The sequence below is a fragment of the Glutamicibacter sp. MOO4 genome, assembly GCF_056934395.1.
In genome coordinates, this window is sequence record NZ_CM167800.1 from 3,246,161 (window position 1) to 3,270,977 (window position 24,817).

The following is a 24,817-nucleotide window of genomic DNA, read 5'->3' on the forward strand; positions in this document are numbered from 1 at the left end:
CTAGGCGCATGGTTCTTCTCTAGTTCAAACGGTCGGTTTGACTTAGAAGCACCACGCGGCACTTTGAACGTTGCCCAGGCGATGGTGGGTGCGGTCTGCGAATCATTAGGTGTGCTCACACTGGATTCGCAGATCTCGGAGCAAGAAGTCCTCGCACGAAGATTGGTTCCCTTGGCTCTAAAAGAACGGGTAGATCTGGTGGACTTTACCGATCGTAAAGCGGCACAAGCTGCGAAGATTCTTGCTGGCGAAATGACGGGTGCTGCCAAGAACTATGCAGAATTTCAATCCCTTGCAAAGTCGGTTGACGCGGTTGGTAGGGGAGGTATCTGTTCGTTCTTGCGCTTTAGCAGTCCGGAAAGAGGCCGGGGATATTTCATCTTTGGCGATTCTGGTCCACGGCTATGGGAAACAGGCGAAGAGATTTCAATTGTTCCCGTGCTCAATTCTTTAGGTTACGAGATCATCAATGACGAACTTATGCCAGTGTCGGACGTGGATTTTAGGGCTTAGCTACGTGTACGAAGCTGTCTGAACAAGCAAAGATTTCGCACCGTTTCGCAGGAAGTCCTACGATTGAGTGGCGTCTGGTTGTCGTGACGAGCAGGCGCAACCAGCGTGTAGATGGACCAAGAAAGAACTCGAATGTCAGAACAGATCACTGTCAGTGCCGTCATTATCAGAAACGATGCGGGACAGGTTCTGACAGTTCGCAAACGAGGTACAACTTCGTTCATGTTCCCCGGTGGCAAGCCAGAGCTAGGGGAGTCGCCCATCGACGCGGCGGTGCGAGAAGTGAGTGAAGAGCTGGGAGCCAGTTTGGACCCAGCATTGCTGAGTATCATCGGCACCTTCACGGCCCCGGCGGCCAATGAAGCGGGGCATAACGTTCAAGCCACTGTATTTGAGCATCCTTTGGTACCGATTGGTGAACCACTGGCTGAAATCGAGCAGTTGCGGTGGATCGACCCTTCGGCGGAAGTAGATGAGCTCGCCCCTTTGCTCAAGGACGTAGTCTTCCCAGCTTTGCTCGCTGGGTCACGAAAGATTCAGAGCTTGGCAGTTTTCACCGGCTCAGCTTTAGGTAAGTCACCTATTTATGAGCAAACGGCCGAAAACTTCGCACGTACAGTTGCCGGCTCGGGCCGGGCCATCGTCTATGGCGGTGGACGCGTGGGCCTGATGGGAACGATCGCTGATGCGGCGCGAGCGGCCGGCGGAGAAGTTTTCGGAGTTATGCCGCAGGTTCTGGTTGATGGCGAACTGGCGCACCCAGGACTAACAAGCCTAGAAGTTGTTCCAGACATGCATGCACGAAAGCACCGCATGTCGGAACTGGCTGATGGCTTTGTCGCACTGCCCGGTGGTGCCGGAACGTTGGAAGAGCTCTTTGAAGTGTGGACCTGGCAACAGCTTGGCATCCATGCGAAACCAGTAGCGCTGTTGAATGTCGACGGATTCTGGCAGCCGTTGCTGAAGATGCTGGATCACATGACTAATCAGGGTTTCCTCGCCCCGCAGTTCCGCGACTCACTGGTCGTCGCCAGCGAACCGAATGCGCTTTTGGATGCTCTATCCTCGTGGAAAGCCCCGGCGGCCAAATGGGGCGCAAGTTCCAAGAACTAGAGCACGAAGAACAAAACGAGCCTTGTGCTCAGCGGTTTGCATCGCTGAGCACAAGGCTCGAATTTATTTGCCCGACCGGGTATTTCTAACGGACTAAAGCGTAGGTTCCTGCACGCCAGCAGCCACCGGAGCATCTTGCACCTTGCCGGCAACGCGCAGATTCCAGTGCTCAATGACCTGGCGGTCAGTGGACTTGGTGACCAGCGAAACGACGATGAACGCTACTGCTGAAGCAATCAAACCGTAGTAGATTGGCTCGTTGGCATAGACGCCGTCGAACTTGTTCTCGGCCTGAATCTCCAAGATGATCATTGTGCCCAGGGTGACTATGGAACCGGCAGCCATGGACGCGGTAGCGCCAACACCGTTGCCGCGCTTCCAGAGCAGGCCACCAATGATGGCTACCAAGAGGCCACCAACCAAGATGTCGTAGGCGATGGTCAGTGCTGCAACCACGTCGTCTACCAGAATTGCCAACGTCACCGTGACTACACCTAGAGCCATCACCCAGATTCGGTTAGCGCGTACGTCGTGCTCAGGGTTCTCATTCGAGTTGACCTGAATCTGCTTGCCGAACCAGCTGGCCACAAACGGAGTGACGTCGGTACGAGCCACGGTTGCGGCAGCGATCAATGCACCGGAAGCGGTAGACATCATGGCGGCCACGGCTGCAGCCATCACTAGGCCACCGACAGCTACGGGAAGTAGCTGCGTGGCAACTTCCGCGTAGACGACGTCCTTATTATCCGCAGCACCGGCGATATTTGGCAGGGCTACCTTGGCGGCCATACCAATCAGTGCGCCAGCGGCGCCGTAGAAGATGCAGTAGATGCCTGCGGTCATTCCGCCCCAGCGTGCAACCTTCGGAGTCTTGGCGGTGAAAACGCGCTGCCAGATGTCCTGGCCGATGAGCAGACCCAAGGTGTAGACAACAAAGTAGGTGATGATCGACTGCAGGCCGATGCCGGTGAAGCTGAAGAACTCTGCATCAACACGTTCGCGGATGCCGTCTAGGCCGCCTGCTGCGTTCAAGGAGAACGGAAGCATCAAAGCGAAGATGCCAATGGTCTTGATGACAAACTGCACTTGGTCGGCCAGCGTAATTGACCACATGCCGCCAATGGTCGAGTAGACCACCACGATGGCGCCGCCGATGGCGATAGCCACCCACTTTTCCCAGCCGAAGAGCACCACGAAGATGGTGGCGTAAGCGCTGGTGGAGGTAGCGCAGAGCATCAGCGTGTAGGCCAGCATGACAATGCCGGAACTGTTAGTTGCTGCGGCACTGCCGTAACGCAGGCTGAGCATCTGCGAGACGGTAAAGACCTTGAGCTTCTGCAGGGTTGGTGCAAAGCACAAAGAAAGCAGGACTACGCCGGCACCGATTGCCACGACGAGCCACATGCCTGAGATGCCCCATTTGTATCCCAGACCAACACCGCCCACGGTGGAGGCGCCGCCGAGCACGACTGCGGCCATGGTCCCGGTGTAGAGCAGTGGACCAAGACGCCGTCCGGCGACGAGATAATCACTGCTGTTTTTGGTGCGGGACTTGCCCCACCATCCGAAGGCGAGCATTGCGGCAAGATAAACCGCGACAATGGCCCCATTGATGAATTCCATGGACTACCCCGATGCGAGTGAGTGAAGAATGCTTACTGGAAGTAAACATTTATTGCTCAATAGGCTACTTGTGTGACCTGCGACCAGTCAACGCTAAACGGCTTTATGTCTGTGAACTGGACCGCTTGGGGGTGTGATTAACCTTACTGTCTCTGTTGACGAAAAATTATAGACAATTTGTACAGAAATATGCATGAAGGCAAGCATCGTGTCATACTCGCGTAGTATTGCGCATTCACGGTGCACAGTTGCTGGTTCTTTAGTACTGTTTCTCGACGACGCAACGTTGCTTCACCGGCTTTAACGCCATCTTTTTCGTTGCGTCAGAAGATTTCTCGCAACCAGAAAGACGCCTAAAGATGAGTGAAAATGCTCAAGGTCTGACAAAGAAGTCAGCCGGACATGTCATTGTCGATACACTTGCCGCGCACGGCGTTGAACGAGCCTACGTAGTCCCGGGCGAAAGCTACTTGGACGTCCTTGATGGCCTGCACAACTCACCCATTGAGACTGTCGTATGTCGCCACGAAGGCGGAGCCACGTACATGGCGGAAGCCGAAGGAAAAATGCATCAGCGCCCCGGCATCGCTATGGTGACCCGCGGGCCCGGTGCGGCTAACGCGCACGTTGGTTTGCACACCGCTTGGCAGGATTCCACCCCACTGGTTCTCTTTGTCGGGCTGATTCCTTTTGAACACCGCGAAAAGGAAGCCTTCCAAGAATTTGATCCGAAAGCCTGGTTTGGCACCGGTGCCAAGCGTGTAATGATTTTGGATCACGCAGAACGCGCCAGCGAAGTGGTCGCAGAAGCGATGTTTGCGGCCATGTCTGGACGTCCAGGCCCCGTGGTTGTTGGCCTTCCAGAAGACGTGATCCGCAATGAAATTTCGGCTGAGCTACACCCAGTAATCCCTGTGGCCACTGGCGGCATGACAGTGACGGACTGGAAAGCGCTGAATACCGCACTGCAAGAAGCAGACAAGCCACTGTTTATTTTTGGTGGCAACGATTGGTCGGCGAAGGGCGCTGCCGATTTCACTCGATGGCTAGAAGAGCATGACCTGCCCGCTGCAGCCGAATGGCGTTGTGAAGGTACCGTACCATTCAACTCACCTTCCTATGTCGGGCCCATTGGTTACGGACGTCCTAAGCCGACCTACAACCTACTAGAAGAAACCGATCTTTTGATCTTCGTGGGCACCGTTCCGGGGGACGTGATCACCGACGGGTTTAACATCCGCCAAAATTGGGAAAAGAAAAACTTCCTCGTCACCATCGACCCATCGCTACGTGGGCGCTCCGGCCCCGTTTCGCATCAGATCGTGGCTAAGCCTGATGTATTTGTCCGCGACTTGTTGCTGATGGATCTGCCGGTCAAAGATTCATGGAAAGAGTGGACTGCGCGGATGCGAAGTGAGCAGGAAAAGTTTGCTGAACTGCCATCGGCTGTCCCAGCTGATGGACCAGCAAAAATGGCGACGCTGATGTCCAACCTAGTCTCCGGACTTCCTTCGGATGCCATGGTCACCTTTGGTGCCGGTGAGCACACCAACTGGGCGCACCGTTACTTCCCGACCAATGGGTATGCCTCGATGCTCTCAGCTCGAAACGGTTCCATGGGTTACTCGATTCCATCGGCTGTGGCAGCATCGCTGAACTACCCGGGGCGCCGCGTAGTTACGGTTGCCGGTGACGGTGAGTTCCTCATGAACGGACAAGAGCTGGCCACCGCCACGCAGTACGGGGCAACTCCGTTGGTGATCATCATGGACAACCAGCAGTACGGAACCATCCGTACCCACCAGGAACACCAGTACCCGGACCGTGTTTCGGGCACGCAGCTGAAAAATCCTGATTTCGCTTTGATGGCGCAGTCTTTTGGCGGTTTCGGAGTCCGGGTTGAGCAGGACTCTGAAGTCCCAGCAGCAGTGGAAGCGGCTGTGAAGGCTATCGACGAGGACAAGACCTTTGCGCTGATCCACCTGATCGTAGAACAAGGTGTCAAGGCGTACTAAGCAAGACAGTACTATGGTCGGGCCGAGTCGAACTGGTTCCGCAGCGAAGCTCAAAGCACACAGATAATTCCAGCGGGTACCGTTTATGCGGTACCCGCTGGATGCCTTAAGTGGCACAGTAATTAGATGAAGTTTGCCAGCAAGAACTTGCAATAGCGGAACATAGAGACCTGAATGATCCTCTGATTGATAGCCTCATGCGCCGTTGAAACCCTGACGCGTATCGATATCGTGGTCCAATAGATCCCGGCGATACGGCAGCTTTGCAATTGCTCGGCCAGGTTAGTGCGGCGCTACTTGGCAACGTTGCCCCCACAGTGGCCCCAGCATCAGAGCCAGAAAAGCCGCAGCGCACCGAACAACCTGACTTTGATTGGGATGCAGTAAGACCTTGATGGCTCGCGCGGTGGCTGGTGAGCACCTCAGTTAAATTTGAGGGCTTCGCCCTGTCCCGCCCGAATCTTGGGAGGGTTGTATTTCATCGGATTGCATTTGGTGCTCGGATTCATTGCTTTCGCCGCGGCGCTTTGCTCAATTGCAAATATCACAATCCATCTGTGCTTTCTGTCTTGGCATGCTCGCCTTGAAGAAATAAGATGAATTGCTACCGAACTACGTGAAGCAAACCCCCGACCACGAGGTGGATAAACAGATGGCGATGATGAGCGAAGAGCTCATTGAGCAGTGGGCTGATGCAACTGCTGAAATCTACAATGAGTCCTTGACCGGCATCAATCTGAGCCGTCTGCCCGAGGCAGTGGCTCAGTACGTGGACCTATTCGCACGCAGTGAGAATCTGACGTTTAACGAAAGCTCCAACCCAACAGACTACTTTGAACATCATCCGTTCACGGCGGTGAGCGCAGTGCTCAACAGCCCCGAAGCCCTTGAGGTTTTGGACGATGATGCGCAGGACGCGCTGGATGCGATGTCTGACTTTACCGAAGCCTGGTATCACTTCGACCTTGAGCAGGAACCGGAGTTGGGTATTTCCGAGGCAGACGTTGACGAAGACTGGTAAACACCAGTAATTACGTACGCCGGCATCACGCAGAATCTGCATGATGCCGGCTTTGTCATATCCAAAGCCCTGATTGCTATTCCCAAAGAGCGCCGAGAGTGCAACGATGCGTGTATGAGCCAGTTCAGTGTTTTTGAGAGCACCGTTCTCATTCATCTTCCGGTGCACCGAGTCTGGGAATTGCTGACCGATTGGGCAGCTGCTCCCTTGTGGATCCATGGAATTGGTTCCATGCATTCCGATGATCCAGAACTAAAGGTTGGCACCAGCCTGGTCTATCGGGTCGCCGGCCATGAACGGGTTTATCACGTCCATGAACTCATCGAAAACCGATTGCTGATTCTGCATACTTCAGAAAACCCAGATGGACTGTCCTATCGGTACGACTTGAAGGACGACGCAGGGTACACCGAAGTGGTGTTGCAGGTGGCAATCATTAATCCTGATCTAAGCGTTGAACAATGTGAAGAACTTGCCACGAACGTTCGCGAAAGCGAGGGGGACAAGTTGGATCAATTGCGCCTCTACGCCGAGCAAGCTCCGTAGGCCTTTGGCTTTAAGTAGAGCTGTTAGCGTTGCACCCCAGCATGAGGTGCAAAGGAATAGGCAACAGAGTTTTGCAGTTTGCCGTCCAACAACTGATCTACGGTAACCGGGGTATAGCCCTGAGCCTTTAGCCTTGAGATCAATTCTGGAACGGCTTTCACGGTAGTGGCGTGCACGTCATGCATGAGGATGATTGATCCGGGCTGGACATTATCCATGGCGATGCTCATTGTCTGTTGTGGATCATGATGTCGACCGTCACGAGTATTGATATCCCACAGCACCAGCGGCAGCGGGATCAACTTGTCAATGGCAGGATTGTGGCGTCCCATCGGTGGTCTGAAGACTGACGGTTTGTCTCCGGTTATCTTCTCGATAGCTGTGCTGGTCCAAGCAACTTTTTGCTTGATTTGTTTATCGCTCAGCGTGGTGAGATCTGAATGGTCCCATGTGTGGTTGCCCAGCTGATGCCCCGCGTTGGCCATACGTTGTACTGTCTTTGGATACTTCTGAACTTGCCTACCGATCAAGAAAAACGTGGCTGGAGTATCAGATTTATCCAATTCATCAAGCAGGCTATTGGTGGACCGTCCCGGACCATCATCAAAAGTTAGTGCCACGCATTTATCCACGGCGCAATCGACTGGCTGACGTTGGTATTGCTCTGAAGCCTGCGGTGGTGCCGGGGCATCGGGCGGAGAAGTGCAGGCAGAAACTGAGCACACCAAAGCCAGTAGCGTGAGATACCGCAGAGGCAAGACAAAAAATCGTCGGCGCATCCTTCTAGTTTTGTAGCTGAGCACTGGTTTGGTGCAGAACGCCACAGTGAATGAGTCGAAAATTTCGCTGCTTTTTAGCAAACGTTGGGCACGGCCGTACGGCCGTGCCCAGGGTGAAATACGGAAACTACCGGAGCTCACCTTCGGCCACCGACGCTGGCTCATCAATCAGTGGATGCTCCACTTCGTCGCGAGCAAATTTTCCGGCCCACCACGCGATGGCGCCAAATACTGGTGACGCAAGGCCGGCAATGATGAAGATCGACTGCAGGCTCAGAACGTGGGTCAGCGGCCCCGCGACCGCCATGGATAGCGGCATCAAGGCAAGTGAAACGAAAAAGTCCAGACTGGAGATTCTTCCCAACAAGTGACTGGGCACCCTGCGTTGTAGCAATGTTCCCCAAATGACCATGCCCACGGCATCGGTGATGCCGAATGCCAGCAGGATGGCACAGAGCATCCAAGCTTGTTCAACATAGCCCACCAGAGCTAAAGGCAAAGTACCAAGGCACCAGCAAGCAGTCATGAGGCTCAAGTAGCGACGCGGGAATTTTGCCGAGGCAATCAGTAGTGAACCTACCGCGGAGCCGACGCCGAAGAAGGCGAGCGCAAAACTAAAGAGTTTTGCATCGCCATGCAGGTGATCACTGACGATAAACGGCAACAGCACTTCGAAGGGGCCGATAAAGGTGAATACGGAGATCACCGAAAACAGCAAGGTCCATAGCAGCCAGCGGGTGCGTACCGTATAGCCAACGCCCTCACGCAGTTGGCGGATGATCCCAGGCTTCGCCTGGCCTGCTTCCAGTGCTATCGCGTTGTAGGCGTCCTTTTTCGGAATCCTGCGCAGCATCATCAAAGCGAGCAAATGCACCAGCGCGACACCGATGATGGCGTGAGCTGGCGACAAAGCGGCCACCATGAAACCGGCGGTCATTGGGCCCAGAGCGGTATGCACCACGGGGCGGATGGTTCCTTCGAGGCCGTTGGCAGCCAGGAGCTGGTCTGCTGGCAACATCTTGGGCAACAACGCGGAGTAGGCCGGGTAGAAAAATGCTGAACCGGCACCCACAAAAAAGCCCGCCAGCATCAGGTGCCACAATTCCAACGCACCGCTGATGGCGAGCACCGCGGTGAGGGTCATCAATACGAAGGAAAAGCTCTCCACCAGCACAACAATGCGCCGGCAGGAATGCCGGTCCGCCATGATGCCGCCAAAGAGGACAAAGCACAGCAGACCTACGGCGTTGACAGTGGCGACCATGGACAGTTCCACCGGCCCGCCGTCTAAGCGGCGCACCTGATAGACCATGGCCACGGTCCACATGCCAGCGGCAAAGGTAGATAAAACAAGGGCGCTGGCCAGCAAGGCATAGTCGCGGATGGCGAAGGGCTTGATGAGGCGCAGTGCGGAGGTTTTGAGCGCGCTCATTGGTACTCCTGCGTTAGTGCGTAAGTCTCATCATCCGCTAAGTGATTGAATTTTGTCAATCGGTATTTTGGGCATAAAAACGGGGAACAGGCCATGGCCTGTTCCCCGGATCTATTCAGCTGAAATTACTCAGCGTCGTGGTCGGTCTCCAAGATGGTGACCAGCTGATCAAGAGCAGCTTCTGCGCCTTCGCCTTCGGCACGCAGCACAACGCTGGTTCCGTGCTCGGCACCAAGGCCCATCAGCGAAAGGATGCTTGAAGCGTCCATTGCCTCATCTGCTGGTTCGCCTTCCAGAGCGATGGTGACCTCTACTGGAAGTTCTGCTGCAGCTTCAGCAAAAATAGCTGCTGGGCGTGCGTGCAGGCCGACGCGGCTGCCGATGATTGCGGTACGTTCTGCCATGATGGCTCCTTCAGGATCAGTTGAAAGGTTGTTTAGGATAAATTCTAGTGGCCTACAGGCCGAAGCGGTCCAGTTCGCTCAGCTCGGCGCGTACTGCGCTACGAGCCAACTCGGCAGACGGTGCATCCAGAGCCAACTTGGCCAGGCGCTGCGCCTTGGCAAAGTCCACGGTACGCAATACGGCCGAAACTGGAGCCAAAGCGCGCTTGTTCATGGACAGGGTGGTGACACCCAAACCAACCAGTACTACCGCCAAGGCAGGATCCGCAGCAGCTTCACCACACACGCCCACTGACTTGTCACCGGCGCTGTGTGCACCTGCGGTAGTTGCAGCAACCATATGCAGCACTGCTGGCTGCCAAGGATCGTTCAGATCCGCAAGGGTGCCTAGCTGACGGTCTGCAGCCATGGTGTACTGAGTCAGGTCATTGGTGCCAATGGAAACAAAGTCACAACGCTGCAGGATCTGGCCCGCCAGCACTGCAGCTGAGGGGACCTCAATCATGGTGCCGGCGATGGCCAAGCCAGTGGCCTTCGCCATGGTGGCGAAGTCTTGCGCTTCAGCTGGAGTGGAGATCATCGGAGCCATCACCCAAACATCAGCCTCATGCTCGCTGGCAGCTTGGGCAATAGCCTTCAGCTGACGCTCGAGCACACCTGGGCTGGTCAAGTCGGTGCGGTAGCCGCGCACACCCAGTGCCGGGTTTGGCTCACTGGAATCGGTCAAGAATGGCAATGGCTTATCCGCTCCTGCATCCAGGGTGCGAACCACTACCTTCTTGTGTGGAAAGGCAGCAAAGACTGCACCATAGGCAGAAACCTGCTCTTCATGGGTAGGCTCTTTTTCCTTGCCCAAGAAGCAGAACTCGGTGCGCAACAGGCCAACACCTTCGGCACCTGCGCTCGCAGCTAGCTGTGCGTCGCCGCCGCTACCCACGTTGGAGAGCAACGGAACACGGTAACCATCGGCGAGTTCTCCGGTGCCGGAGAAATCTGGCAGGACCTCGCGGTTAGCGTAGGTGGAGGCCAGGTGCTCTTCGGCTTCCGTCGGATCGGTGATGACCTGTCCATCGATGCCGTCGACAAAGACGTAGTCACCGTCGGCCAGCTCAATGGTTTCCGGTGCGGCAACAATGGCCGGCAGGCCCAGCGAGCGGGCGATAATCGCGGTGTGTGACTGCGGTCCCCCATCGGAGGTGACCAAAGCCAGCACCTTAGCTGGATCCAGGGTCGCGGTGTCAGCAGGTGCCAAATCCACGGCAGCAAGGATAAATGGTTCATTCGAGTCCGGGATGCCTGGGGCAGGCACTCCGCGCAGTTCGGCAACAATGCGGGCGCGAACGTCCAACACGTCGCCAGCACGTTCGGCCATGTAGCCGCCCAGCGCGGTCAGCTGGGTGGCTACCGCGTCGGCAGCTTCCCAGATGGCCGACTCGGCGCACGTTCCACCAGCAACCAGCTTGGTCGCCGACTTGATCAGCGAGCGGTCGCTAGCCATCAACGCGGTGGCCTTCAGCACGGCCTGAGCGTCCCCGGTAGCCAGTGTTGCGCGCTCCTTGAGCCCGGTTGCAACCGCCTTGGAGGCATCAGCCAGGCGCTGAGTTTCTTCTTCAGCGCTGACACCCTGAGGCAGTGGTGCACCGTCGGCCGGTGCGAGGATTGGTTCAGGCATGCGACGTACGCGTCCAATGACGCGTCCGGCGCTGACGCCTACTCCAGTGTATTTCTTGCTCATGCTGCGACCTTTGCCGGCTCAGCGGCTCCAACTGGAGCCTTGCGTACGTACTTCTTCAAAACTATAACCAGTACTGCTGAGATTACCGCACCGATCAAGGTAGCCAACAGGAATAGTGGCCAGGTGTTATTCATAGCGAAGAAGACGAAGATACCACCGTGTGGTGCCTGGCTGATGACGTTGAAGGTCATGATCAGCGAACCGGTTACACCAGCACCAACCATGGAGGCTGGGATCACGCGCAGTGGGTCGGTGGCAGCAAAAGGAATGGCACCTTCAGAGATGAAGGCTGCACCTAGCAACCAGGCGGCCTTACCGTTTTCACGTTCGCCTTCGCTGAACAGCTTCGGCTGGACGGTCGTGGCCAAAGCCAGGGCCAGAGGTGGAACCATGCCGGCAGCCATAACGGCGGCCATGATCATCATTGGTGCAGGGTTATCTGCCAGTGAAGCGGTGCCCAGACCGGCTACTGCGAAGGAGTAGGCCACCTTGTTCACTGGCCCGCCAAGATCTACGGCCATCATCAGACCAAGAATCAGACCAAGCACTGCTGCAGCGGTACCGGACATGCCCGAGAGCCAGTTATTCAAAGCTTCGGTCAGCTTAGCGATAGGGCCACCAAGGAACAAGAACATCAGACCCGAGGCAATAATCGAACCCAACAGTGGGGTGATCACTACCGGCATCAAACCGCGCATCCAGCGTGGCACGTTCCAGGAGCCGATCCAGCGGCAGGCCAGACCTGCGATCAAACCACCGACGATACCGCCGATGAAGCCTGCGCCCATGAAGCCTGCCACCGCACCTGCGGTGAAGCCTGGGGCGATACCCGGACGGTCAGCGTAGGCGTACGCAATGTAGCCGGCTAGCGCGGGGACCAGGAAGCCCATGGAGAGGCTACCGATCTTGAACGCCACTGCACCGATGTAGGACATGAAGCCAGCATCAGGCAGGTTGAACAGGGTGTTCTCGGTCAGGTACTTGTCTGCAACGCCGGTGATGTCGTAACCGCCGAACAGGAAGCCCAAGGCGATCAGCAAACCGCCACCGGCGACAAAAGGAATCATGTAGGAGACACCGGTCAGCAGCGCACGCTTCAGGCCAGCGCCGAAGGACTCATTGTCCTTGTTCTCTTCGGTGCTGGTGGCAGCACCGGCAGGAACACGGCGGGCCGATGGATCCTCGGAAGCAGCAATGGCGTCGTTGATCAGCTTTTCTGGCTCATCAATACCGCGCTTGACTGGAACCTGGATCACTGGCTTGCCAGCGAAGCGTGAACGGTCACGCACGTCAACGTCCACCGCAAAAATTACCGCGTCAGCGGCGGCAATGACGGCTGGATCTAGTGGGGTGGAACCCGAGGAACCCTGGGTTTCTACGGCGAAGTCCACGCCCATTTCCTCGGCGGTCTGTGCCAAGGAATCGGCGGCCATGTAGGTGTGCGCAATACCGGTAGGACAAGCGGTCACAGCAACGATGGACTTCTTCTTTGGTGCATCACTAGCTACGGCAGCCGCTGGTGCAGCCGGCGCAGCAGCAGCTGGAGCTGGGGCATCTGAGGTCACAGCGCGAACCAGTTCCACAATTTCAGCTGGGCTGGTTGCTTCACGCAAGGAGGCGGTGAAGGACTTCTTCACCAGTGCGCGAGCGAGCTTGGACAGCAACTTCAGGTGCGCCTGGTCGGCGCCATCTGGGGCAGCAATGAAGAACACCAGGTCAGCTTCGCCGTCCTTGGCACCGAAGTTGACCTTCGGGTTCAGCCGGGCCATGGCCAAGGTTGGCTCGGTCACCGCGGCGGAGCGGCAGTGCGGAATAGCGATGCCGCCGGGAACACCGGTAGCGGTTTTGGCTTCGCGAGCCTTACCGTCGGCAGCCAGCGAGGCTGCGTCGGTGGCGCGGCCCTGGTTGGCAACCAGCAACGCCAGCTGATCGATGACTTCCGTGGTGCTACTGCCGAGGTCGGCATCGAGCAACACGAGCTCTTCTGTGATTAGTTCACTCATGACTCGGTTCCTTGGGTTGAAAAAAGTTCGTTGACACTGACCGCGTCAACGGTGAGATCTGCTTGGGTGGGGATGCTGGACCCGGGCAACTGTGTGGCAGCAGCCCCGTAGGCCACTGCGTTTTTCAGTCGATCCGGGGCGCTGGCCCCGGCAACATCTGCCAATAGGTAGCCGGCCAGCGAGGAATCGCCGGCTCCGACGGTACTGCGTGGGGTGATCGGGGTATGCGATCCGTACCATACTCCCTGCTTGGTCACCAGCAGTGCACCCTTGGAGCCTAGGGTGGCCAAAACTGCGCCGATCCCCTTCTCCAGTAGTTTGGTGGCGCACTCGGTAGCTAGTTGCGTGGAGCCTTCCAGCGCTTCTTCATCGCAGTCGCCCACTAATTCAGCCAGCTCTTCAGCGTTGGGCTTGATTAGATCCGGGATGTGCTGCTCAGAGTGCGCAAAAAGTTCGATCAGCGGAGCACCGGAGGTATCCACTGCGATCTTCGGGCACTTTTCACCCAGTGAGGCGCGAAGCTGTGCGGTGAGCTGTGCGTAGAAGTCGGCGGGGACTCCCGGCGGCAGCGAACCGGCCAAGACCAGCCACTGTGCACCGGCTGCGGCGTCGGCCACCAACTGGCTGAGTGCCTCAAGTTGTGCGGCGTCCAGTGTCGGGCCCGGCTCGTTGATCTTGGTGGTGGTGCCATCAGGATCGGTCAGGGTGATATTGGTGCGCAGTGGTTCGTCGATAGACAAGCTACGGTGCGCCAGCTGATCAAGAGCCAGTGCGGTGATCAATGGATCGGTGCTCGCCCCGGGCAACACGGCCAGGGTCTGAACACCGGCTGCGGCAATGGCGCGCGAAACGTTAACACCTTTACCAGCGGCTTGCACGTGGCTTGCCTTGGCGCGCTGCACGGACCCGTGGGACAGTGGCTCACCAAGTTCAATGGTCTTATCCAGTGCCGGGTTGACGGTCAGGGTCACAATCATGCGATCACCACTTCTACGTCAGCAGCGTCCAAGGTGGCGGCGAGTTCATCGCCGGGCTGCTGGTCAGTGACCAGAGTGTCGATGGAATCCAGGCCGGCAAAGCAGACCAGGGTTTCCTGATCAAACTTGGAGCTGTCGGCCAAGAGAACCACGCGGCGGGCACTGGCTACCAAGGCACGCTTGACGGCTGCTTCCAGTGGATCTGGGGTGCTCAGCCCGAAGCTGGCGTGCAGACCGTTGGTGCCAACAAAGGCGATGTCTGCGCGGTGACGGGAGTATTCTTCGACGGTCTGTGCTCCGGAGGTGGCACCGGTGAGTCCACGTACGCGGCCACCGATCAGTTCCAGGATGACACTTGGGCTCTGGACCAGTACCGAGGCGATGGGCAAAGCGTGGGTGATGACCACCAGTCCGGCGCTTGCGTTGGTGCGCAGCATGCGTTCGGCGAGGAATTCGGTGGTCGTTCCGGCATCAATGATGACCGAGGCATCCGAGACTGGCAGCAGGCTCAAGGCGCGCTGCGCAATCCGAGATTTGGCGTCTGCGTGAATTGCGGTGCGCACTAGGTGGCTTTCTTCGCGAGTGCTGGCTTCAGTGATGGTCACTGCTCCGCCGTGGACACGGCGTAAGAAGTTCTCTGATTCCAGTTGGGCCAGGTCGCGGCGCACCGTTTCCCGGGTGATATCAAAGCGTTCGGCGAGCTGAGCGACGGAGACTTTTCCGTCCTTCTCAAGCTGCTCGACGATCAGCCGGTGTCGTTCTTCGGCGAACATTTATTGCCTCCGCAATTCTTCATGACATGCACCACATGAATCTGTGTTTCCATGACTTTATGCCCGAATGAGTGGGAACGTCAAGTGAACTGTGAGGGAAAATTAACCATTCGGACATCTGAAGGTGGTTATAGTTGGCATTTTGCCGAGTGGGGAGCCAGTTGCCCGAAAAAATCGGTCTTAAAACTTTGATCTGCACGGGTCTTGGTGGGCACGTTTACCTCGTGAGTTCTAGAACCTAGGACCAGAAAAATCTGGGTATGCTGAACCGCAATAGACAGCTAACGCCGCTGGCGGGCAACCAAAAGGTTGCCCGCCAGCGGCGTTAGCTGATCAGGACTGTTTACGCGAGAACCTGACGCTTCGAAGAAATTACACCGGTATTAAAGCCGGCCAAGCGCAGTCCGCCATGGAAACGCGCGTGCTCAATCTTCACGCAGCGATCCATTACTACGTTCATGCCGGCCGCTTCGGCCCGGCGGGCCACGTCTTCATGCCATGAACCTAACTGGAGCCACAGGGTCTTTGCGCCAACGGCCAATGCCTCATCTAAAACTGACGGCATGTCATCGTGCTTGCGGAAGACCTCCACCAGATCTGGAGTCTCTGGCAGATCTGCCAGCGACTTGTAGACCGGCTGGCCCAGGATCTCATCGAGTACCGGGTTGATGAAGTACACCTTGTACTTAGACGAAGAAAGTAAATAGGTCGCCACGAAGTAGCTGGCCCGTGAAGGCTTATTGGATGCGCCAACAATGGCAACGGTCTTGGTATCGCGCAGGATGGTCAGGCGCTGCGCAGCTCCCGGACCTTCCCAGGTGCGTTCGGTGGTGCTCATTAGTTAGCTCCCTTCGGTGCTGCGTTAATGGTGCAAGCCGCACCATCATAGGTCGGTTCTGCAAAATCATCGGCGGAAGAAGCGACTGCTTCTTGCGAAGCGGTTAATGCCTGATCCAGATCCCAGAGGATGTCTTCAACATCTTCTAGGCCCACCGATAAACGGATCAGATCTTCAGGAACGCCGGCCGCATTCAATTGCTCTGGGCTCAACTGCTGGTGCGTGGTGGAGGCAGGGTGCAGCACCAAGGTGCGGGCATCGCCGATATTGGCAAGGTGGCTTGCCAGCTGCAAGGCCTCGATGAACTTGGTGCCGGCTTTGCGTCCGCCTTTCACGCCGAAACTGAACACTGAACCCACTCCCATGGGCAACAGTTCCTTGGCGTGAGCAAACTGCGGGTGGGATTCCAGACCGGCGTAGTTCACGTAGGTAACGCGGGGATCTGCTTCGAGCCAAGCAGCAACCTGCTTGGCGTTGGCCAAGTGGTTGTCCATGCGCTGTGGCAAAGTTTCTAGGCCCTGCAAAAGCTGGAAAGCTGACTGGGCCGGCAGTGCCGGGCCGAAGTCGCGCAGCTGCTCGCTGCGCAGTTTGGTCAGGAACCCGTATTCACCGAAGTTGGCCCACCAGGAAACATTGCCGTAGCTGGCCACCGGTTCGGTCATGGCAGGGAACTTGCCGTTGCCCCAGTCGAACTTTCCGGACTCAATAACAACGCCACCCAGGGTGGTGCCGTGGCCGCCAATGAACTTGGTTGCCGAATGGATGACAATATCGGCACCGTGCTCAAGGGGACGCAGGATGTATGGGGGAGTAAGCGTGGAATCAACTACCAGTGGGATTTGGTGGCGGTGTGCCACTTCGGCCAAGCCCTTCACATCGGCAATGTCACCGGATGGGTTGGCTATCACCTCGGTATATACGGCCTTGGTGTTCTCCTGGATCGCGGCGTCAAAGTCGGCTGGATCATTGGAATCAATGAAGGTGGTGTTAATGCCAAATCGACGCAAGGAAACATCCAGCTGGGTGATGGTGCCACCGTAGAGCTTGGAGGAAGCGACAATGTGGTCGCCAGCTTGGGCGAGAGCTGCGAAGGTGACAAATTCGGCAGCCATGCCAGAACCGGTAGCTACTGCTCCGATGCCACCTTCCAAGGAGGCCATGCGTTCTTCAAAGGCCGCGACGGTTGGGTTGCCAATACGTGAGTAGGTAGTGCCGTACTTCTGCAGCGCAAAAAGGTTCGCTGCATCGTCGGTGTCTTTAAAGACAAATGAAGTGCTTTGGTAAATGGGTACTGCTCGGGCGCCGTGCTCGGCGTCGGGGGTGCCACCGGCGTGCAATGCGCGGGTGCGGAATCCAAATTTATGATCTGCCATGATGGCTTACGACTCCTTGTCGATTGGGTTTTCGCGTTTCACCGCTCAGCGGTGGTGCGATCGAGGCAGGAATCCCGGAATCAATGTCGCTTCTTGTTGTGATTAAACAAGAAAAGCGGCTGCATCGTTTCTGGCGGTAGCACCGTAACCACCGGATGTGGCAGGTTGCTGCGGCTTCATCGAACCAGATCTCTCAGCCGCTCGGGATGGTGTAATAATCTTCGCAACATGACCGATCGTGACCTAACTATGAGTCGTAACGTTGCGTATTAGACGTAATATCGGAGATTCTTCGATATCTATGCACCCCGGTACGCTTGAGTCATGGATACTGCGTTGGCGTTGATCAGACACGGACTGACAGATTGGAATCTGGCGGGACGCCTCCAAGGCCGTACCGACATTCCGCTGAACGACATCGGACGCGAACAAGCCCGCGAAGTTGGACGTGAACTTCAAGGCGCCGGATGGTCACTTTTCCTTGCCTCCCGGTTGGGGCGTGCGCAGGAAACTGCTGCCCTCATTGCCCAGGAAGCGGGAGCGGAAGTAGGCCCACCTGTACCTGAACTAATTGAACGTAGCTTCGGGCCTTTAGAAGGCCGGATCATGGCTGAGGTCAGTGACGAAGAATCGGCAGCAGCCCAGCCTGAGCTGGAACCAATTGAGCAGATCCTACGCCGTGCCATTCCAGCTTTGCTTCACTTAACGGTCAAGTACGCCGGACAGAAGATTGCGGTGGTGAGCCACGGAGCGACAATGCGCGTGATCCGTGATGCACTGACCGGGATTAAGGCACCGTACGGAGTAGAAAACGGTGAACTGATCCACATTGATCTGGATCGGCTCCAGGCCTTAGCCCGCGAACTAGATCTGGTCTCCCTCTAAAGCTGAAAAGTTTTTCCTTTGACCTGCTCACACTTTTGCCGCGCACAACGTTTACATGGTGAAAGCCCTTAAAGGTGCCAATTCTCAGGAGAGCCATGCAAGTGCCGTTTGAGCGGATAGTCCAAGATTATGGGCTGAACGTATTACGTGTTTGCCGTGCCTTGTTGGACGAACACCGTGCCCAGGACGCATGGTCTGAGACATTTTTATCTGCACTGAGCGCCTATCCAAAACTTCCTGAAGAAGCCAATGTTCTAGCGTGGCTGGTGCGTATCGCAAGAAATAAGGCTATTGACGAGCTGCGCAAGAATAAGCCAGAAATTCTCGATGATCTTCAATCCTGGGAACAGGTTGATGATGGCCAGCAATCCGAAGCGCAGCTAGAGAATCTAGTGCTGTGGCAAGAAGTCGGACGGTTGCCGCACAAGCAACGCTTGGTTGTCGCCTACAGGTACTTGGGAGGACTGAACTATGCGCAAATCGCAGACATCCTTTCTGGAACGGAAGCGGCAGCGCGTCGGGCAGGTGCTGATGGGATCAAAAATCTTCGACGAATGCTCGAGGATGACACACTGTGGCAGGAGCAGTCATGACTGATGCAACATCTACTTCCCAAGCGACCAACGAAGAAGCTGCGCTTTTGGGGCAGCTGGGCGGACAACTGATGATTAAGGCCCGTGCTAAAGACTTGATTGATGTGTCCTACCGCGTGGTTGATTCTCCGGTGGGTTCACTGCTTTTGGCCAGCACCCCGGCGGGACTGGTTCGGGTGGCTTTTGAATCTGAAGATCACGATAAAATACTGTCTTTGCTCGCTACGAAACTTAGTCCACGAATCCTCAAAGATGCCTCGCGTTTAGATGCGGTGGCCCGGCAGCTTGATGAATACTTTGCTGGTGCCCGGCACAGTTTTGATGTGCCTTTGGACTTGAAGCTCTCAACAACTTTCCGCCGCCAAGTGCAGGAAGAACTGGCTGCGATTGATTACGGACAAACCTGGAGCTATTCGCAGATGGCTGAGCGGATTGGTAATCCCAAGGCCGTTCGTGCGGTGGGTTCGGCCTGCGCGACCAACCCGATCCCCATCGTTTTACCCTGCCACCGAGTGCTGCGCACCGACGGTTCGCTGGGCGGCTATCTGGGTGGATTGGATGCAAAGACGCAGCTGCTGAAGCTAGAGAATCCTGCGTTTGGAAGTTCAGCGCAGCGATTGTTCTAGGTTCAGAAACCTGCCTACTGATTTTCTCGAATGCCACTGAGCGATTCACGCAGTTCTGCGACGGTTTGTTCAGGAAGTTCAAGAAGCGGAACCATTGCCGCTGCCTGAAGTAAGAGATGCTCCCAACCGTCGGTATATTCAAGGCCTTGTGCGATCGCGGCCTTGATGGTTCCGGTGGTGTGCTCAGCGTAAACAAAATCGTAAACGTAACTCCCCGGGGAGAGGGTTGTGGTTCCCCACGCGGCGCCGTCCTCTGGGTACTTCCCGATGGGTGTGGCATTGATGATCAGTGAAGCTTTGGTAGCAACCTGCGAAGCCGCAGACCAGTCGACGACGGTTCCGGAAATTCCCATGCGGGTTGCAAGATCTAATAGCTGCTGAGCCACTTCGATGTCTTGATCGGTGATGGTTACCTCGGTGATGTGCTCCTTGAGGGCAATCAGGGCTGCGCGTGCCGCGCCGCCTGCACCGAGGAGTAGTACGTGTTGATGGGTTTTGGTGGCTAGCTTTTCTTCCACCGCGCTGATGTCGGTGTTGTAGGCATCAAGCTGACCGTTGTTGCGGATCAGTAGGTTCGCAGCCCCGCTGAGGGCGACCTGTTCAGTGCATGTATCGGCGGCGCTGGCAGCCCATTGTTTATGGGGCATGGTCACATTGGCTGCTATGACCGTGGGATCCAAAAGACCATCACGCGTAGGCTGCATTTCACTTCCAGCAGGAACATCCCACGGTTGATAGTTCCAACCGTTTCCCAAGGCTTCGAACACTGGGTTCCAAAGATTTGGAGACATTGTGGTCGAGGCGTGAGAACCAATGATAAAAAGTTGCGTGGTCTTCTCTGGGCGGTTCATAGTTTCCTTTCGGCGTAAACGAGTGCAGCGGTCAATTGATTGCTTCATATGTCTTGTGACGCGCCTCACCTTGCTGTACTTTATTCATTGTCACATATCGCACGATAGTGCGCATACCGCACAAAAGGTTTAGTGCATGAGCGAAACATCCCCGCCGTCGTGGAAGGACAACCCATGGGTAAGACCATCACCAATACGGGAGTCAGCATTGACTCCGAACAAGAACGCAAGTTGAAACGGGCTAAAAAGGCTGCGCTCGCTGGTTTTCTTGGTGGCGCATTGGAGTACTACGACTTCTTTATCTATGCGACGGCTGCATCTTTGGTCTTCTCAAAGATTTTCTTCCCTACTGGAGATGCGACCATTGCGATGCTTGCTTCCTTCGCGACTTTTGGTGTCGCCTACATTGCCCGCCCTTTCGGTGCAGTGTTCTTCGGGCACCTTGGCGACAAGCTTGGACGTAAAGCCACTTTGGTGATGACTCTGGTGCTAATGGGCTCAGCCACCTTCCTTATTGGTGTCCTGCCCGATTTCCGTACGGTGGGATACTGGGCCCCAGCACTGTTGGTGGTCTTGCGACTGATGCAGGGTCTATCGGCCGGCGCTGAAACCGCAGGTGCTTCTGCACTATCTACGGAAGAGGCTCCGGAAGGGCGAAGAGGATTCTTCGCAAGCTTTGCCATGAGCGGGATTTCTTTTGGCATCGTCCTAGCTTCGCTGGCCTTCCTGCCGGTGGCAGCAATGGACGAGTCGGCACGCTTGGCGTGGGGTTGGCGTATCCCGTTCTGGCTTTCGCTTCTGGTCTTGCTGGCTGCTTACCTAGTTCGCCGTTCCTTGGATGAGCCAGAAATCTTTGAAGAAAAGCAGGAAAGCGACGGACTGGTCAAGCTTCCGTTTACCAATATGATCTCCACTCACCCTGCTCAGTTCTTCCAAGTCGCCTTGATGTCCTTCCAGGTGGTCACCAATACCTTCATGCAGTCATTCGGTCTGGCCTATGCGGTCTCCGTGGGAGTCTCGGCATCCACAATGTTGTGGGTGAGTATCGCTGGAAATATCATCGCTATCGCCAGCCAGCCATTCTTTGCTCGACTCTCGGATTCCTTTGGGCGAAAGAAGGTCTTTGTTTCAGGTGTAGTGGGATCCGGGGTCATGATCTTTGTGTACTTCATGACGATTTCCACGGGAAATCTGGCGATGATATTTGTTTCAAGCATGATGATTACCGCTGGAACCTACGCTGCCTCAAACTCGGTGTACCCGGCCTGGTTCTCGGAGCTGTTCAATGTCAAGGTGCGCTATTCAGGAATGGCTATCGGATTGCAGGTCGGCATCCTTTGCGCAGGCTTTACCCCGATGCTCGCCACTGCATTGGTTGGCGGGGTCTCCGCGAACTGGGGTCCCGCAGCGTGGATCGTTGCCGGTTCATCTGTTCTGGCAGTCATCGGTGCGCTGTGGGCGCGCGAAACTAACAAGACCGAACTGCGGGAGCTAGGAAACCCTGTTCCGTAAGCGCGCTGTTTCAGGTCTACCTGCTTAAACGACTGCGGCCGCCACCTTCCGAATGATTCGGAAAGTGGCGGCCACAGTTATGTGCCTAGGACCGCTTACTTACGCAGTTCGAAGCGATCTGCATCCATGAGCTTGGCCCACGCTGCAGCGAAGTCCTTGACGAACTTGGTCTTGGCATCATCCGAAGCGTAAACCTCGGCCAGTGCGCGCAGCTCAGAGTTCGAGCCGAAGACTAGATCTACGCGGCTGCCGACCCAGCGGCCGTCAGTGGTTGCGTAGGTCTTCTCTTCTGCATCTGGGGTCCACTCAAGGCCCAGTTCCAGCAGGTTAGCGAAGAAGTCGTTGGTCAGTGCACCTGGGGTCTCGGTGAACACGCCGGTGTTCGAGCCATCCCAGTTGTTGCCCAGTACGCGCAGGCCACCAAGCAGTACAGCGGTTTCCGGTGCGGTCAGACCCAGCAGGTTAGCGCGATCCAACAGCAGGTACTCGGAAGGCAGGTTCAAGAAGCCTGAGTCGTAGTTACGGAAACCGTCAGCTACTGGCTCCAGCCATGCGAACTGCTCAACGTCGGTCTGCTCTTGGGTTGCGTCAACACGGCCCGGGGTGAATGGAACCTCGATCTGCTGACCGCCAGCTGCAGCGCCCAACTCAACACCTACGTTGCCGGCAAGAACCACAACGTCAGCGAACGAAGCCTTGACCAACGAAGTGGCGTTGAAGTTCTCAACAATTTCTTCCAGCTTCGCGATGACGATCTTAAGCTGCTCTGGCTGGTTCACGCTCCAGGAAACCTGTGGTTCCAGACGGATGCGGCCACCGTTGGCGCCACCACGCTTGTCTGAGGAACGGAAAGTTGCCGCTGCCTTCCATGCGGTGGAAACCAGCTGCTGAACGCTCAGACCGGAGTTCTTGATCAGTTCCTTCAGCGAGGAGATCTCTGCAGCGCCCAGGGTGGTCTCTGGTGCAGCTGGCAGTGGATCCTGCCAGAGCAGGTCTTCTGCTGGAACCTCTGGACCGAAGTAGCGGGACTTCGGGCCCATGTCGCGGTGGGTCAGCTTGAACCAAGCGCGAGCAAAGGCGTCAGCGAACTTTTCCTGGTTGTCCTTGAACTCGCGGGAGATCAATTCGTAAGCAGGATCTACGCGCAGTGCCAGGTCGCTGGTGAGCATGCGTGGTTCTCGGCGAGCTGCAGCGTTGTGAGCCATAGGAACCAAGTCGGCACCGCCACCATCCTTTGGACGCCACTGCTGTGCGCCGGCCTCAGAGTGGAACAGTTCCCACTCGTAAGCGAAGAGGATGTGGAAGAACTCGTTATCCCAACGGGTTGGGTGGTAGGTCCAGGTAACTTCCAGACCGGAACCGATGGTGTCATCGCCACTGCCGGTACCGAAGTCAGACTTCCAGCCCAAGCCCTGCATTTCCAATGGGGAAGCTTCTGGGTCGCCACTCTTGTGCGACTCTGCGCTGGCACCGTGGGTCTTACCGAAGGTGTGGCCACCGGCAATCAGGGCGACAGTCTCTTCATCATCCATGCCCATGCGGCGGAAGGTTTCGCGAATATCAGCTGCGGAGGCCAGTGGGTCAGCAACACCGTCTGGACCCTCAGGGTTGACGTAGATCAGACCCATCTGGACTGCAGCCAGTGGAGCCTCAAGGTTGCGGGCGCCGGTGTAGCGTTCGCTATCCAGCCATACCTTTTCTGGACCCCAGTAAACGTCGTCGTCTGATTCCCAAACGTCCTTGCGGCCGCCGGCGAAGCCGAAGGTCTTGAAGCCCATATCTTCCAGAGCCACGTTACCGGCAAGGATCATCAGGTCGGCCCAGGAGATCGACTGGCCGTACTTCTTCTTTACTGGCCACAGCAGACGGCGAGCCTTATCCAGGTTCACGTTATCTGGCCAGGAGTTCAGTGGAGCGAAGCGCTGCTGGCCTGCGGAGCCGCCGCCACGACCGTCGTGTGAACGGTAGGTGCCGGCGGAGTGCCAAGCCATGCGGATTAAGAATGGACCGTAGTGACCGAAGTCAGCTGGCCACCAGTCGTAAGACTTGGTCATTAGCTCAGCTAGGTCAGCCTTGACCGCTGCCAGATCCAAAGCTTCAAAAGCCTTGATGTAATCGAAGTCTGCATCCAGAGGGTTAGTAGCCTCCTGATTTTTTGCAAGGATCTTTAGATTTAGCTTATTTGGCCACCACTCGGTGTTGGCGTTGCCCTGGGTCGGGTGTACTCGACCAGTGTTGCCTACAACCGGGCACTGACCTGCTGTTGTCTCAGACATATGCTTTTCCTTCCGGATTTCTTGGGTTTAGGGATCGATGCTCATCGCGCGAGAAGTAACGCTCGATGACAAAGCGTAAGGGCCTTGCGGTTACTCGTTGATCAGCTCAGCCTGGCATTCGGGGCAGGTGCCCCAGTAGATGACTTCGGCTTCGTCAATTTTAAAGCCGTGATCATCCGAGGCGTGTAGACATGGCGCTCCGCCGACGGCGCAGTCGACGTCTGCGAGTTTTCCGCACCGGCGACAAACCACATGATGGTGGTTATCGCCAACGCGGGTTTCGTAGCGCGCAATATGGCCTTGTGGCTGAATCTGACGGATAACACCCAAGCTAGTGAAGAGTTTGAGTGAATCGTAGACCGCTTGGTGTGACACTGCGGGGTGCTCGCGGTGGACCGCCGAAATAATTGTTTCGGTGTCACCATGAGGGTTTGCTGCAACTGCTGCGAGGACAGCAACGCGCGGTTGCGTCACTCGCATGGATGCCGCTTTGAGCACTTGCTCAATCCCGTCCTGTGATGTCATATCTTCAGCATGCCTGCTTATTTTGAACGAGTCAAGATAAGTCGCAATGTATTTCAGGTTACGTCACAAAGACCTGCTGGTTAATCGCCACTTCACTGGCTGGTTAGTGAATATTCCGAATGGAGAATATGTTCTGCTGGATCTGAATCAGGGCCCAGCGTGTGCAGATGAGGCAATTCTTGCTCCACACAATTGCAAATTGCTCCAGAATCTCAGGGCTAGAATTCGGGTCCTGGAAGTCAGAAATAGGTGTGGCTCTCACGGGGAATTGCGCTCACGAGAGGGAGCTCACAGGTTTGCAATCCCTTAGGCATACTGCGCGAAAAACGGGCCATCTTGGGTCAAGAACCGCGAAAAATCAGCACTCTGGTTTGACCAATGGGTGTCGTTCGACCATGCTTAAA

Annotated in this window: 22 protein-coding genes and 1 riboswitch; of the genes, 9 read left to right on the forward strand and 13 right to left on the reverse strand. The window is 56.3% G+C overall.

Translation table 11 applies throughout. The features are described 5' to 3' along the window. Nucleotides 1–63 precede the first annotated feature (63 nt). Both AC1Z3F_RS15205 and AC1Z3F_RS15210 read left to right on the forward strand, forming a co-directional pair. Nucleotides 64–513 carry a hypothetical protein gene (locus tag AC1Z3F_RS15205; RefSeq protein ID WP_483566184.1) on the forward strand — a complete coding sequence of 150 codons (450 nt, stop codon included), beginning with the start codon at nucleotides 64–66 and terminating at the stop codon, nucleotides 511–513. A 132-nt stretch (nucleotides 514–645) separates the two neighbouring features. Further along, nucleotides 646–1,626, forward strand: a complete 981-nt coding sequence (locus AC1Z3F_RS15210) for a TIGR00730 family Rossman fold protein (RefSeq protein WP_131090598.1) — start codon at nucleotides 646–648, stop codon at nucleotides 1,624–1,626. Nucleotides 1,627–1,719: 93 nt separating this feature from the next. On the opposite strand, the gene AC1Z3F_RS15215 is transcribed toward AC1Z3F_RS15210, so the two are convergent. Then, complete coding sequence (locus AC1Z3F_RS15215) at nucleotides 1,720–3,249, reverse strand: sodium:solute symporter family protein (RefSeq protein ID WP_131090597.1); 1,530 nt, start codon at nucleotides 3,247–3,249, stop codon at nucleotides 1,720–1,722. A gap of 359 nt (nucleotides 3,250–3,608) precedes the next feature. Here AC1Z3F_RS15215 and AC1Z3F_RS15220 point away from each other — a divergent pair, with 359 nt between their 5' ends. From AC1Z3F_RS15220 to AC1Z3F_RS15230, 3 genes are all read left to right on the forward strand, one after another. Continuing rightward, nucleotides 3,609–5,264, forward strand: a complete 1,656-nt coding sequence (locus tag AC1Z3F_RS15220) for a thiamine pyrophosphate-dependent enzyme (protein WP_131090596.1) — start codon at nucleotides 3,609–3,611, stop codon at nucleotides 5,262–5,264. Nucleotides 5,265–5,880: 616 nt separating this feature from the next. Beyond that, nucleotides 5,881–6,285, forward strand: a complete 405-nt coding sequence (locus AC1Z3F_RS15225; RefSeq protein ID WP_131090595.1) for a hypothetical protein — start codon at nucleotides 5,881–5,883, stop codon at nucleotides 6,283–6,285. 114 nt (nucleotides 6,286–6,399) lie between these two features. Then, entirely contained in the window at nucleotides 6,400–6,831 is a 432-nt protein-coding gene (locus AC1Z3F_RS15230; protein ID WP_131090594.1) for an SRPBCC family protein, read from the forward strand. A gap of 23 nt (nucleotides 6,832–6,854) precedes the next feature. On the opposite strand, the gene AC1Z3F_RS15235 is transcribed toward AC1Z3F_RS15230, so the two are convergent. The 9 genes from AC1Z3F_RS15235 to AC1Z3F_RS15275 all read right to left on the reverse strand — a co-directional run bounded on the left by AC1Z3F_RS15235 (nucleotide 6,855) and on the right by AC1Z3F_RS15275 (nucleotide 17,145). Further along, nucleotides 6,855–7,451, reverse strand: a complete 597-nt coding sequence (locus AC1Z3F_RS15235) for a polysaccharide deacetylase family protein (protein WP_165477395.1) — start codon at nucleotides 7,449–7,451, stop codon at nucleotides 6,855–6,857. A 286-nt stretch (nucleotides 7,452–7,737) separates the two neighbouring features. Next, nucleotides 7,738–9,042, reverse strand: coding sequence for an MFS transporter (locus tag AC1Z3F_RS15240; RefSeq protein ID WP_131090592.1), 1,305 nt, complete (start codon nucleotides 9,040–9,042; stop codon nucleotides 7,738–7,740). Between the two features lie 125 nt (nucleotides 9,043–9,167). Beyond that, entirely contained in the window at nucleotides 9,168–9,446 is a 279-nt protein-coding gene (locus tag AC1Z3F_RS15245) for an HPr family phosphocarrier protein (protein WP_131090591.1), read from the reverse strand. 52 nt (nucleotides 9,447–9,498) lie between these two features. After that, nucleotides 9,499–11,181 (reverse strand): phosphoenolpyruvate--protein phosphotransferase, encoded by a 1,683-nt coding sequence (gene ptsP, locus AC1Z3F_RS15250; protein WP_131090590.1) that lies wholly within the window; start codon nucleotides 11,179–11,181, stop codon nucleotides 9,499–9,501. Beyond that, nucleotides 11,178–13,184 (reverse strand): PTS fructose transporter subunit IIABC, encoded by a 2,007-nt coding sequence (locus AC1Z3F_RS15255; RefSeq protein WP_483566185.1) that lies wholly within the window; start codon nucleotides 13,182–13,184, stop codon nucleotides 11,178–11,180. Before AC1Z3F_RS15255 ends, ptsP begins: the two co-directional genes overlap by 4 nt. Beyond that, entirely contained in the window at nucleotides 13,181–14,161 is a 981-nt protein-coding gene (locus AC1Z3F_RS15260; protein ID WP_131090588.1) for a 1-phosphofructokinase family hexose kinase, read from the reverse strand. Before AC1Z3F_RS15260 ends, AC1Z3F_RS15255 begins: the two co-directional genes overlap by 4 nt. Next, nucleotides 14,158–14,934, reverse strand: a complete 777-nt coding sequence (locus tag AC1Z3F_RS15265; RefSeq protein ID WP_131090587.1) for a DeoR/GlpR family DNA-binding transcription regulator — start codon at nucleotides 14,932–14,934, stop codon at nucleotides 14,158–14,160. Before AC1Z3F_RS15265 ends, AC1Z3F_RS15260 begins: the two co-directional genes overlap by 4 nt. Nucleotides 14,935–15,277: 343 nt before the next feature. Continuing rightward, a complete protein-coding gene (locus AC1Z3F_RS15270; protein ID WP_131090586.1) occupies nucleotides 15,278–15,772 on the reverse strand; it encodes a CoA-binding protein in 495 nt (164 codons plus the stop codon). Beyond that, the gene (locus AC1Z3F_RS15275; RefSeq protein ID WP_131090585.1) at nucleotides 15,772–17,145 is read right to left on the reverse strand and encodes an O-acetylhomoserine aminocarboxypropyltransferase/cysteine synthase family protein; all 1,374 of its coding nucleotides are present in this window, start codon (nucleotides 17,143–17,145) and stop codon (nucleotides 15,772–15,774) included. Before AC1Z3F_RS15275 ends, AC1Z3F_RS15270 begins: the two co-directional genes overlap by 1 nt. A gap of 118 nt (nucleotides 17,146–17,263) precedes the next feature. Then, a riboswitch (SAM riboswitch) is annotated at nucleotides 17,264–17,358 on the reverse strand. 111 nt (nucleotides 17,359–17,469) lie between these two features. Here AC1Z3F_RS15275 and AC1Z3F_RS15280 point away from each other — a divergent pair. The 3 genes from AC1Z3F_RS15280 to AC1Z3F_RS15290 all read left to right on the forward strand — a co-directional run bounded on the left by AC1Z3F_RS15280 (nucleotide 17,470) and on the right by AC1Z3F_RS15290 (nucleotide 19,249). Continuing rightward, entirely contained in the window at nucleotides 17,470–18,030 is a 561-nt protein-coding gene (locus tag AC1Z3F_RS15280) for a histidine phosphatase family protein (protein ID WP_131090584.1), read from the forward strand. Nucleotides 18,031–18,125: 95 nt separating this feature from the next. Continuing rightward, a complete protein-coding gene (locus tag AC1Z3F_RS15285) occupies nucleotides 18,126–18,623 on the forward strand; it encodes an RNA polymerase sigma factor (protein ID WP_131090583.1) in 498 nt (165 codons plus the stop codon). Next, nucleotides 18,620–19,249: a methylated-DNA--[protein]-cysteine S-methyltransferase gene (locus AC1Z3F_RS15290; RefSeq protein ID WP_131090582.1), complete on the forward strand. Its 630-nt coding sequence runs from the start codon at nucleotides 18,620–18,622 to the stop codon at nucleotides 19,247–19,249. The genes AC1Z3F_RS15285 and AC1Z3F_RS15290 overlap by 4 nt, the downstream gene beginning before the upstream one ends. Before the next feature lie 14 nt (nucleotides 19,250–19,263). On the opposite strand, the gene AC1Z3F_RS15295 is transcribed toward AC1Z3F_RS15290, so the two are convergent. Then, on the reverse strand, nucleotides 19,264–20,100 hold the full coding sequence (locus tag AC1Z3F_RS15295; protein ID WP_131090581.1) for a shikimate dehydrogenase family protein: 837 nt from the start codon (nucleotides 20,098–20,100) through the stop codon (nucleotides 19,264–19,266). A 174-nt stretch (nucleotides 20,101–20,274) separates the two neighbouring features. On the opposite strand from AC1Z3F_RS15295, the gene AC1Z3F_RS15300 reads away from it, so the two are divergent. Continuing rightward, the gene (locus AC1Z3F_RS15300) at nucleotides 20,275–21,612 is read left to right on the forward strand and encodes an MFS transporter (protein ID WP_131090580.1); all 1,338 of its coding nucleotides are present in this window, start codon (nucleotides 20,275–20,277) and stop codon (nucleotides 21,610–21,612) included. A gap of 95 nt (nucleotides 21,613–21,707) precedes the next feature. On the opposite strand, the gene katG is transcribed toward AC1Z3F_RS15300, so the two are convergent. After that, nucleotides 21,708–23,888 carry a catalase/peroxidase HPI gene (katG, locus tag AC1Z3F_RS15305; protein WP_131090579.1) on the reverse strand — a complete coding sequence of 727 codons (2,181 nt, stop codon included), beginning with the start codon at nucleotides 23,886–23,888 and terminating at the stop codon, nucleotides 21,708–21,710. 90 nt (nucleotides 23,889–23,978) lie between these two features. Beyond that, entirely contained in the window at nucleotides 23,979–24,413 is a 435-nt protein-coding gene (locus AC1Z3F_RS15310) for a Fur family transcriptional regulator (RefSeq protein WP_207306535.1), read from the reverse strand. Between the last annotated feature and the right edge of the window lie 404 nt (nucleotides 24,414–24,817).

Coding starts and splice junctions, on each gene's coding strand:
- AC1Z3F_RS15210 (WP_131090598.1), top strand. CDS start 646: ATGTCAGAACAGATCACTGTCAGTGCCGTCATTATCAGAAACGATGCG.
- AC1Z3F_RS15215 (WP_131090597.1), bottom strand. CDS start 3,249: ATGGAATTCATCAATGGGGCCATTGTCGCGGTTTATCTTGCCGCAATG.
- AC1Z3F_RS15220 (WP_131090596.1), top strand. CDS start 3,609: ATGAGTGAAAATGCTCAAGGTCTGACAAAGAAGTCAGCCGGACATGTC.
- AC1Z3F_RS15230 (WP_131090594.1), top strand. CDS start 6,400: ATGAGCCAGTTCAGTGTTTTTGAGAGCACCGTTCTCATTCATCTTCCG.
- AC1Z3F_RS15240 (WP_131090592.1), bottom strand. CDS start 9,042: ATGAGCGCGCTCAAAACCTCCGCACTGCGCCTCATCAAGCCCTTCGCC.
- AC1Z3F_RS15245 (WP_131090591.1), bottom strand. CDS start 9,446: ATGGCAGAACGTACCGCAATCATCGGCAGCCGCGTCGGCCTGCACGCA.
- ptsP (WP_131090590.1), bottom strand. CDS start 11,181: ATGAGCAAGAAATACACTGGAGTAGGCGTCAGCGCCGGACGCGTCATT.
- AC1Z3F_RS15255 (WP_483566185.1), bottom strand. CDS start 13,184: ATGAGTGAACTAATCACAGAAGAGCTCGTGTTGCTCGATGCCGACCTC.
- AC1Z3F_RS15260 (WP_131090588.1), bottom strand. CDS start 14,161: ATGATTGTGACCCTGACCGTCAACCCGGCACTGGATAAGACCATTGAA.
- AC1Z3F_RS15265 (WP_131090587.1), bottom strand. CDS start 14,934: ATGTTCGCCGAAGAACGACACCGGCTGATCGTCGAGCAGCTTGAGAAG.
- AC1Z3F_RS15270 (WP_131090586.1), bottom strand. CDS start 15,772: ATGAGCACCACCGAACGCACCTGGGAAGGTCCGGGAGCTGCGCAGCGC.
- AC1Z3F_RS15275 (WP_131090585.1), bottom strand. CDS start 17,145: ATGGCAGATCATAAATTTGGATTCCGCACCCGCGCATTGCACGCCGGT.
- AC1Z3F_RS15280 (WP_131090584.1), top strand. CDS start 17,470: ATGGATACTGCGTTGGCGTTGATCAGACACGGACTGACAGATTGGAAT.
- AC1Z3F_RS15285 (WP_131090583.1), top strand. CDS start 18,126: ATGCAAGTGCCGTTTGAGCGGATAGTCCAAGATTATGGGCTGAACGTA.
- AC1Z3F_RS15290 (WP_131090582.1), top strand. CDS start 18,620: ATGACTGATGCAACATCTACTTCCCAAGCGACCAACGAAGAAGCTGCG.
- AC1Z3F_RS15295 (WP_131090581.1), bottom strand. CDS start 20,100: ATGAACCGCCCAGAGAAGACCACGCAACTTTTTATCATTGGTTCTCAC.
- AC1Z3F_RS15300 (WP_131090580.1), top strand. CDS start 20,275: ATGGGTAAGACCATCACCAATACGGGAGTCAGCATTGACTCCGAACAA.
- katG (WP_131090579.1), bottom strand. CDS start 23,888: ATGTCTGAGACAACAGCAGGTCAGTGCCCGGTTGTAGGCAACACTGGT.
- AC1Z3F_RS15310 (WP_207306535.1), bottom strand. CDS start 24,413: ATGACATCACAGGACGGGATTGAGCAAGTGCTCAAAGCGGCATCCATG.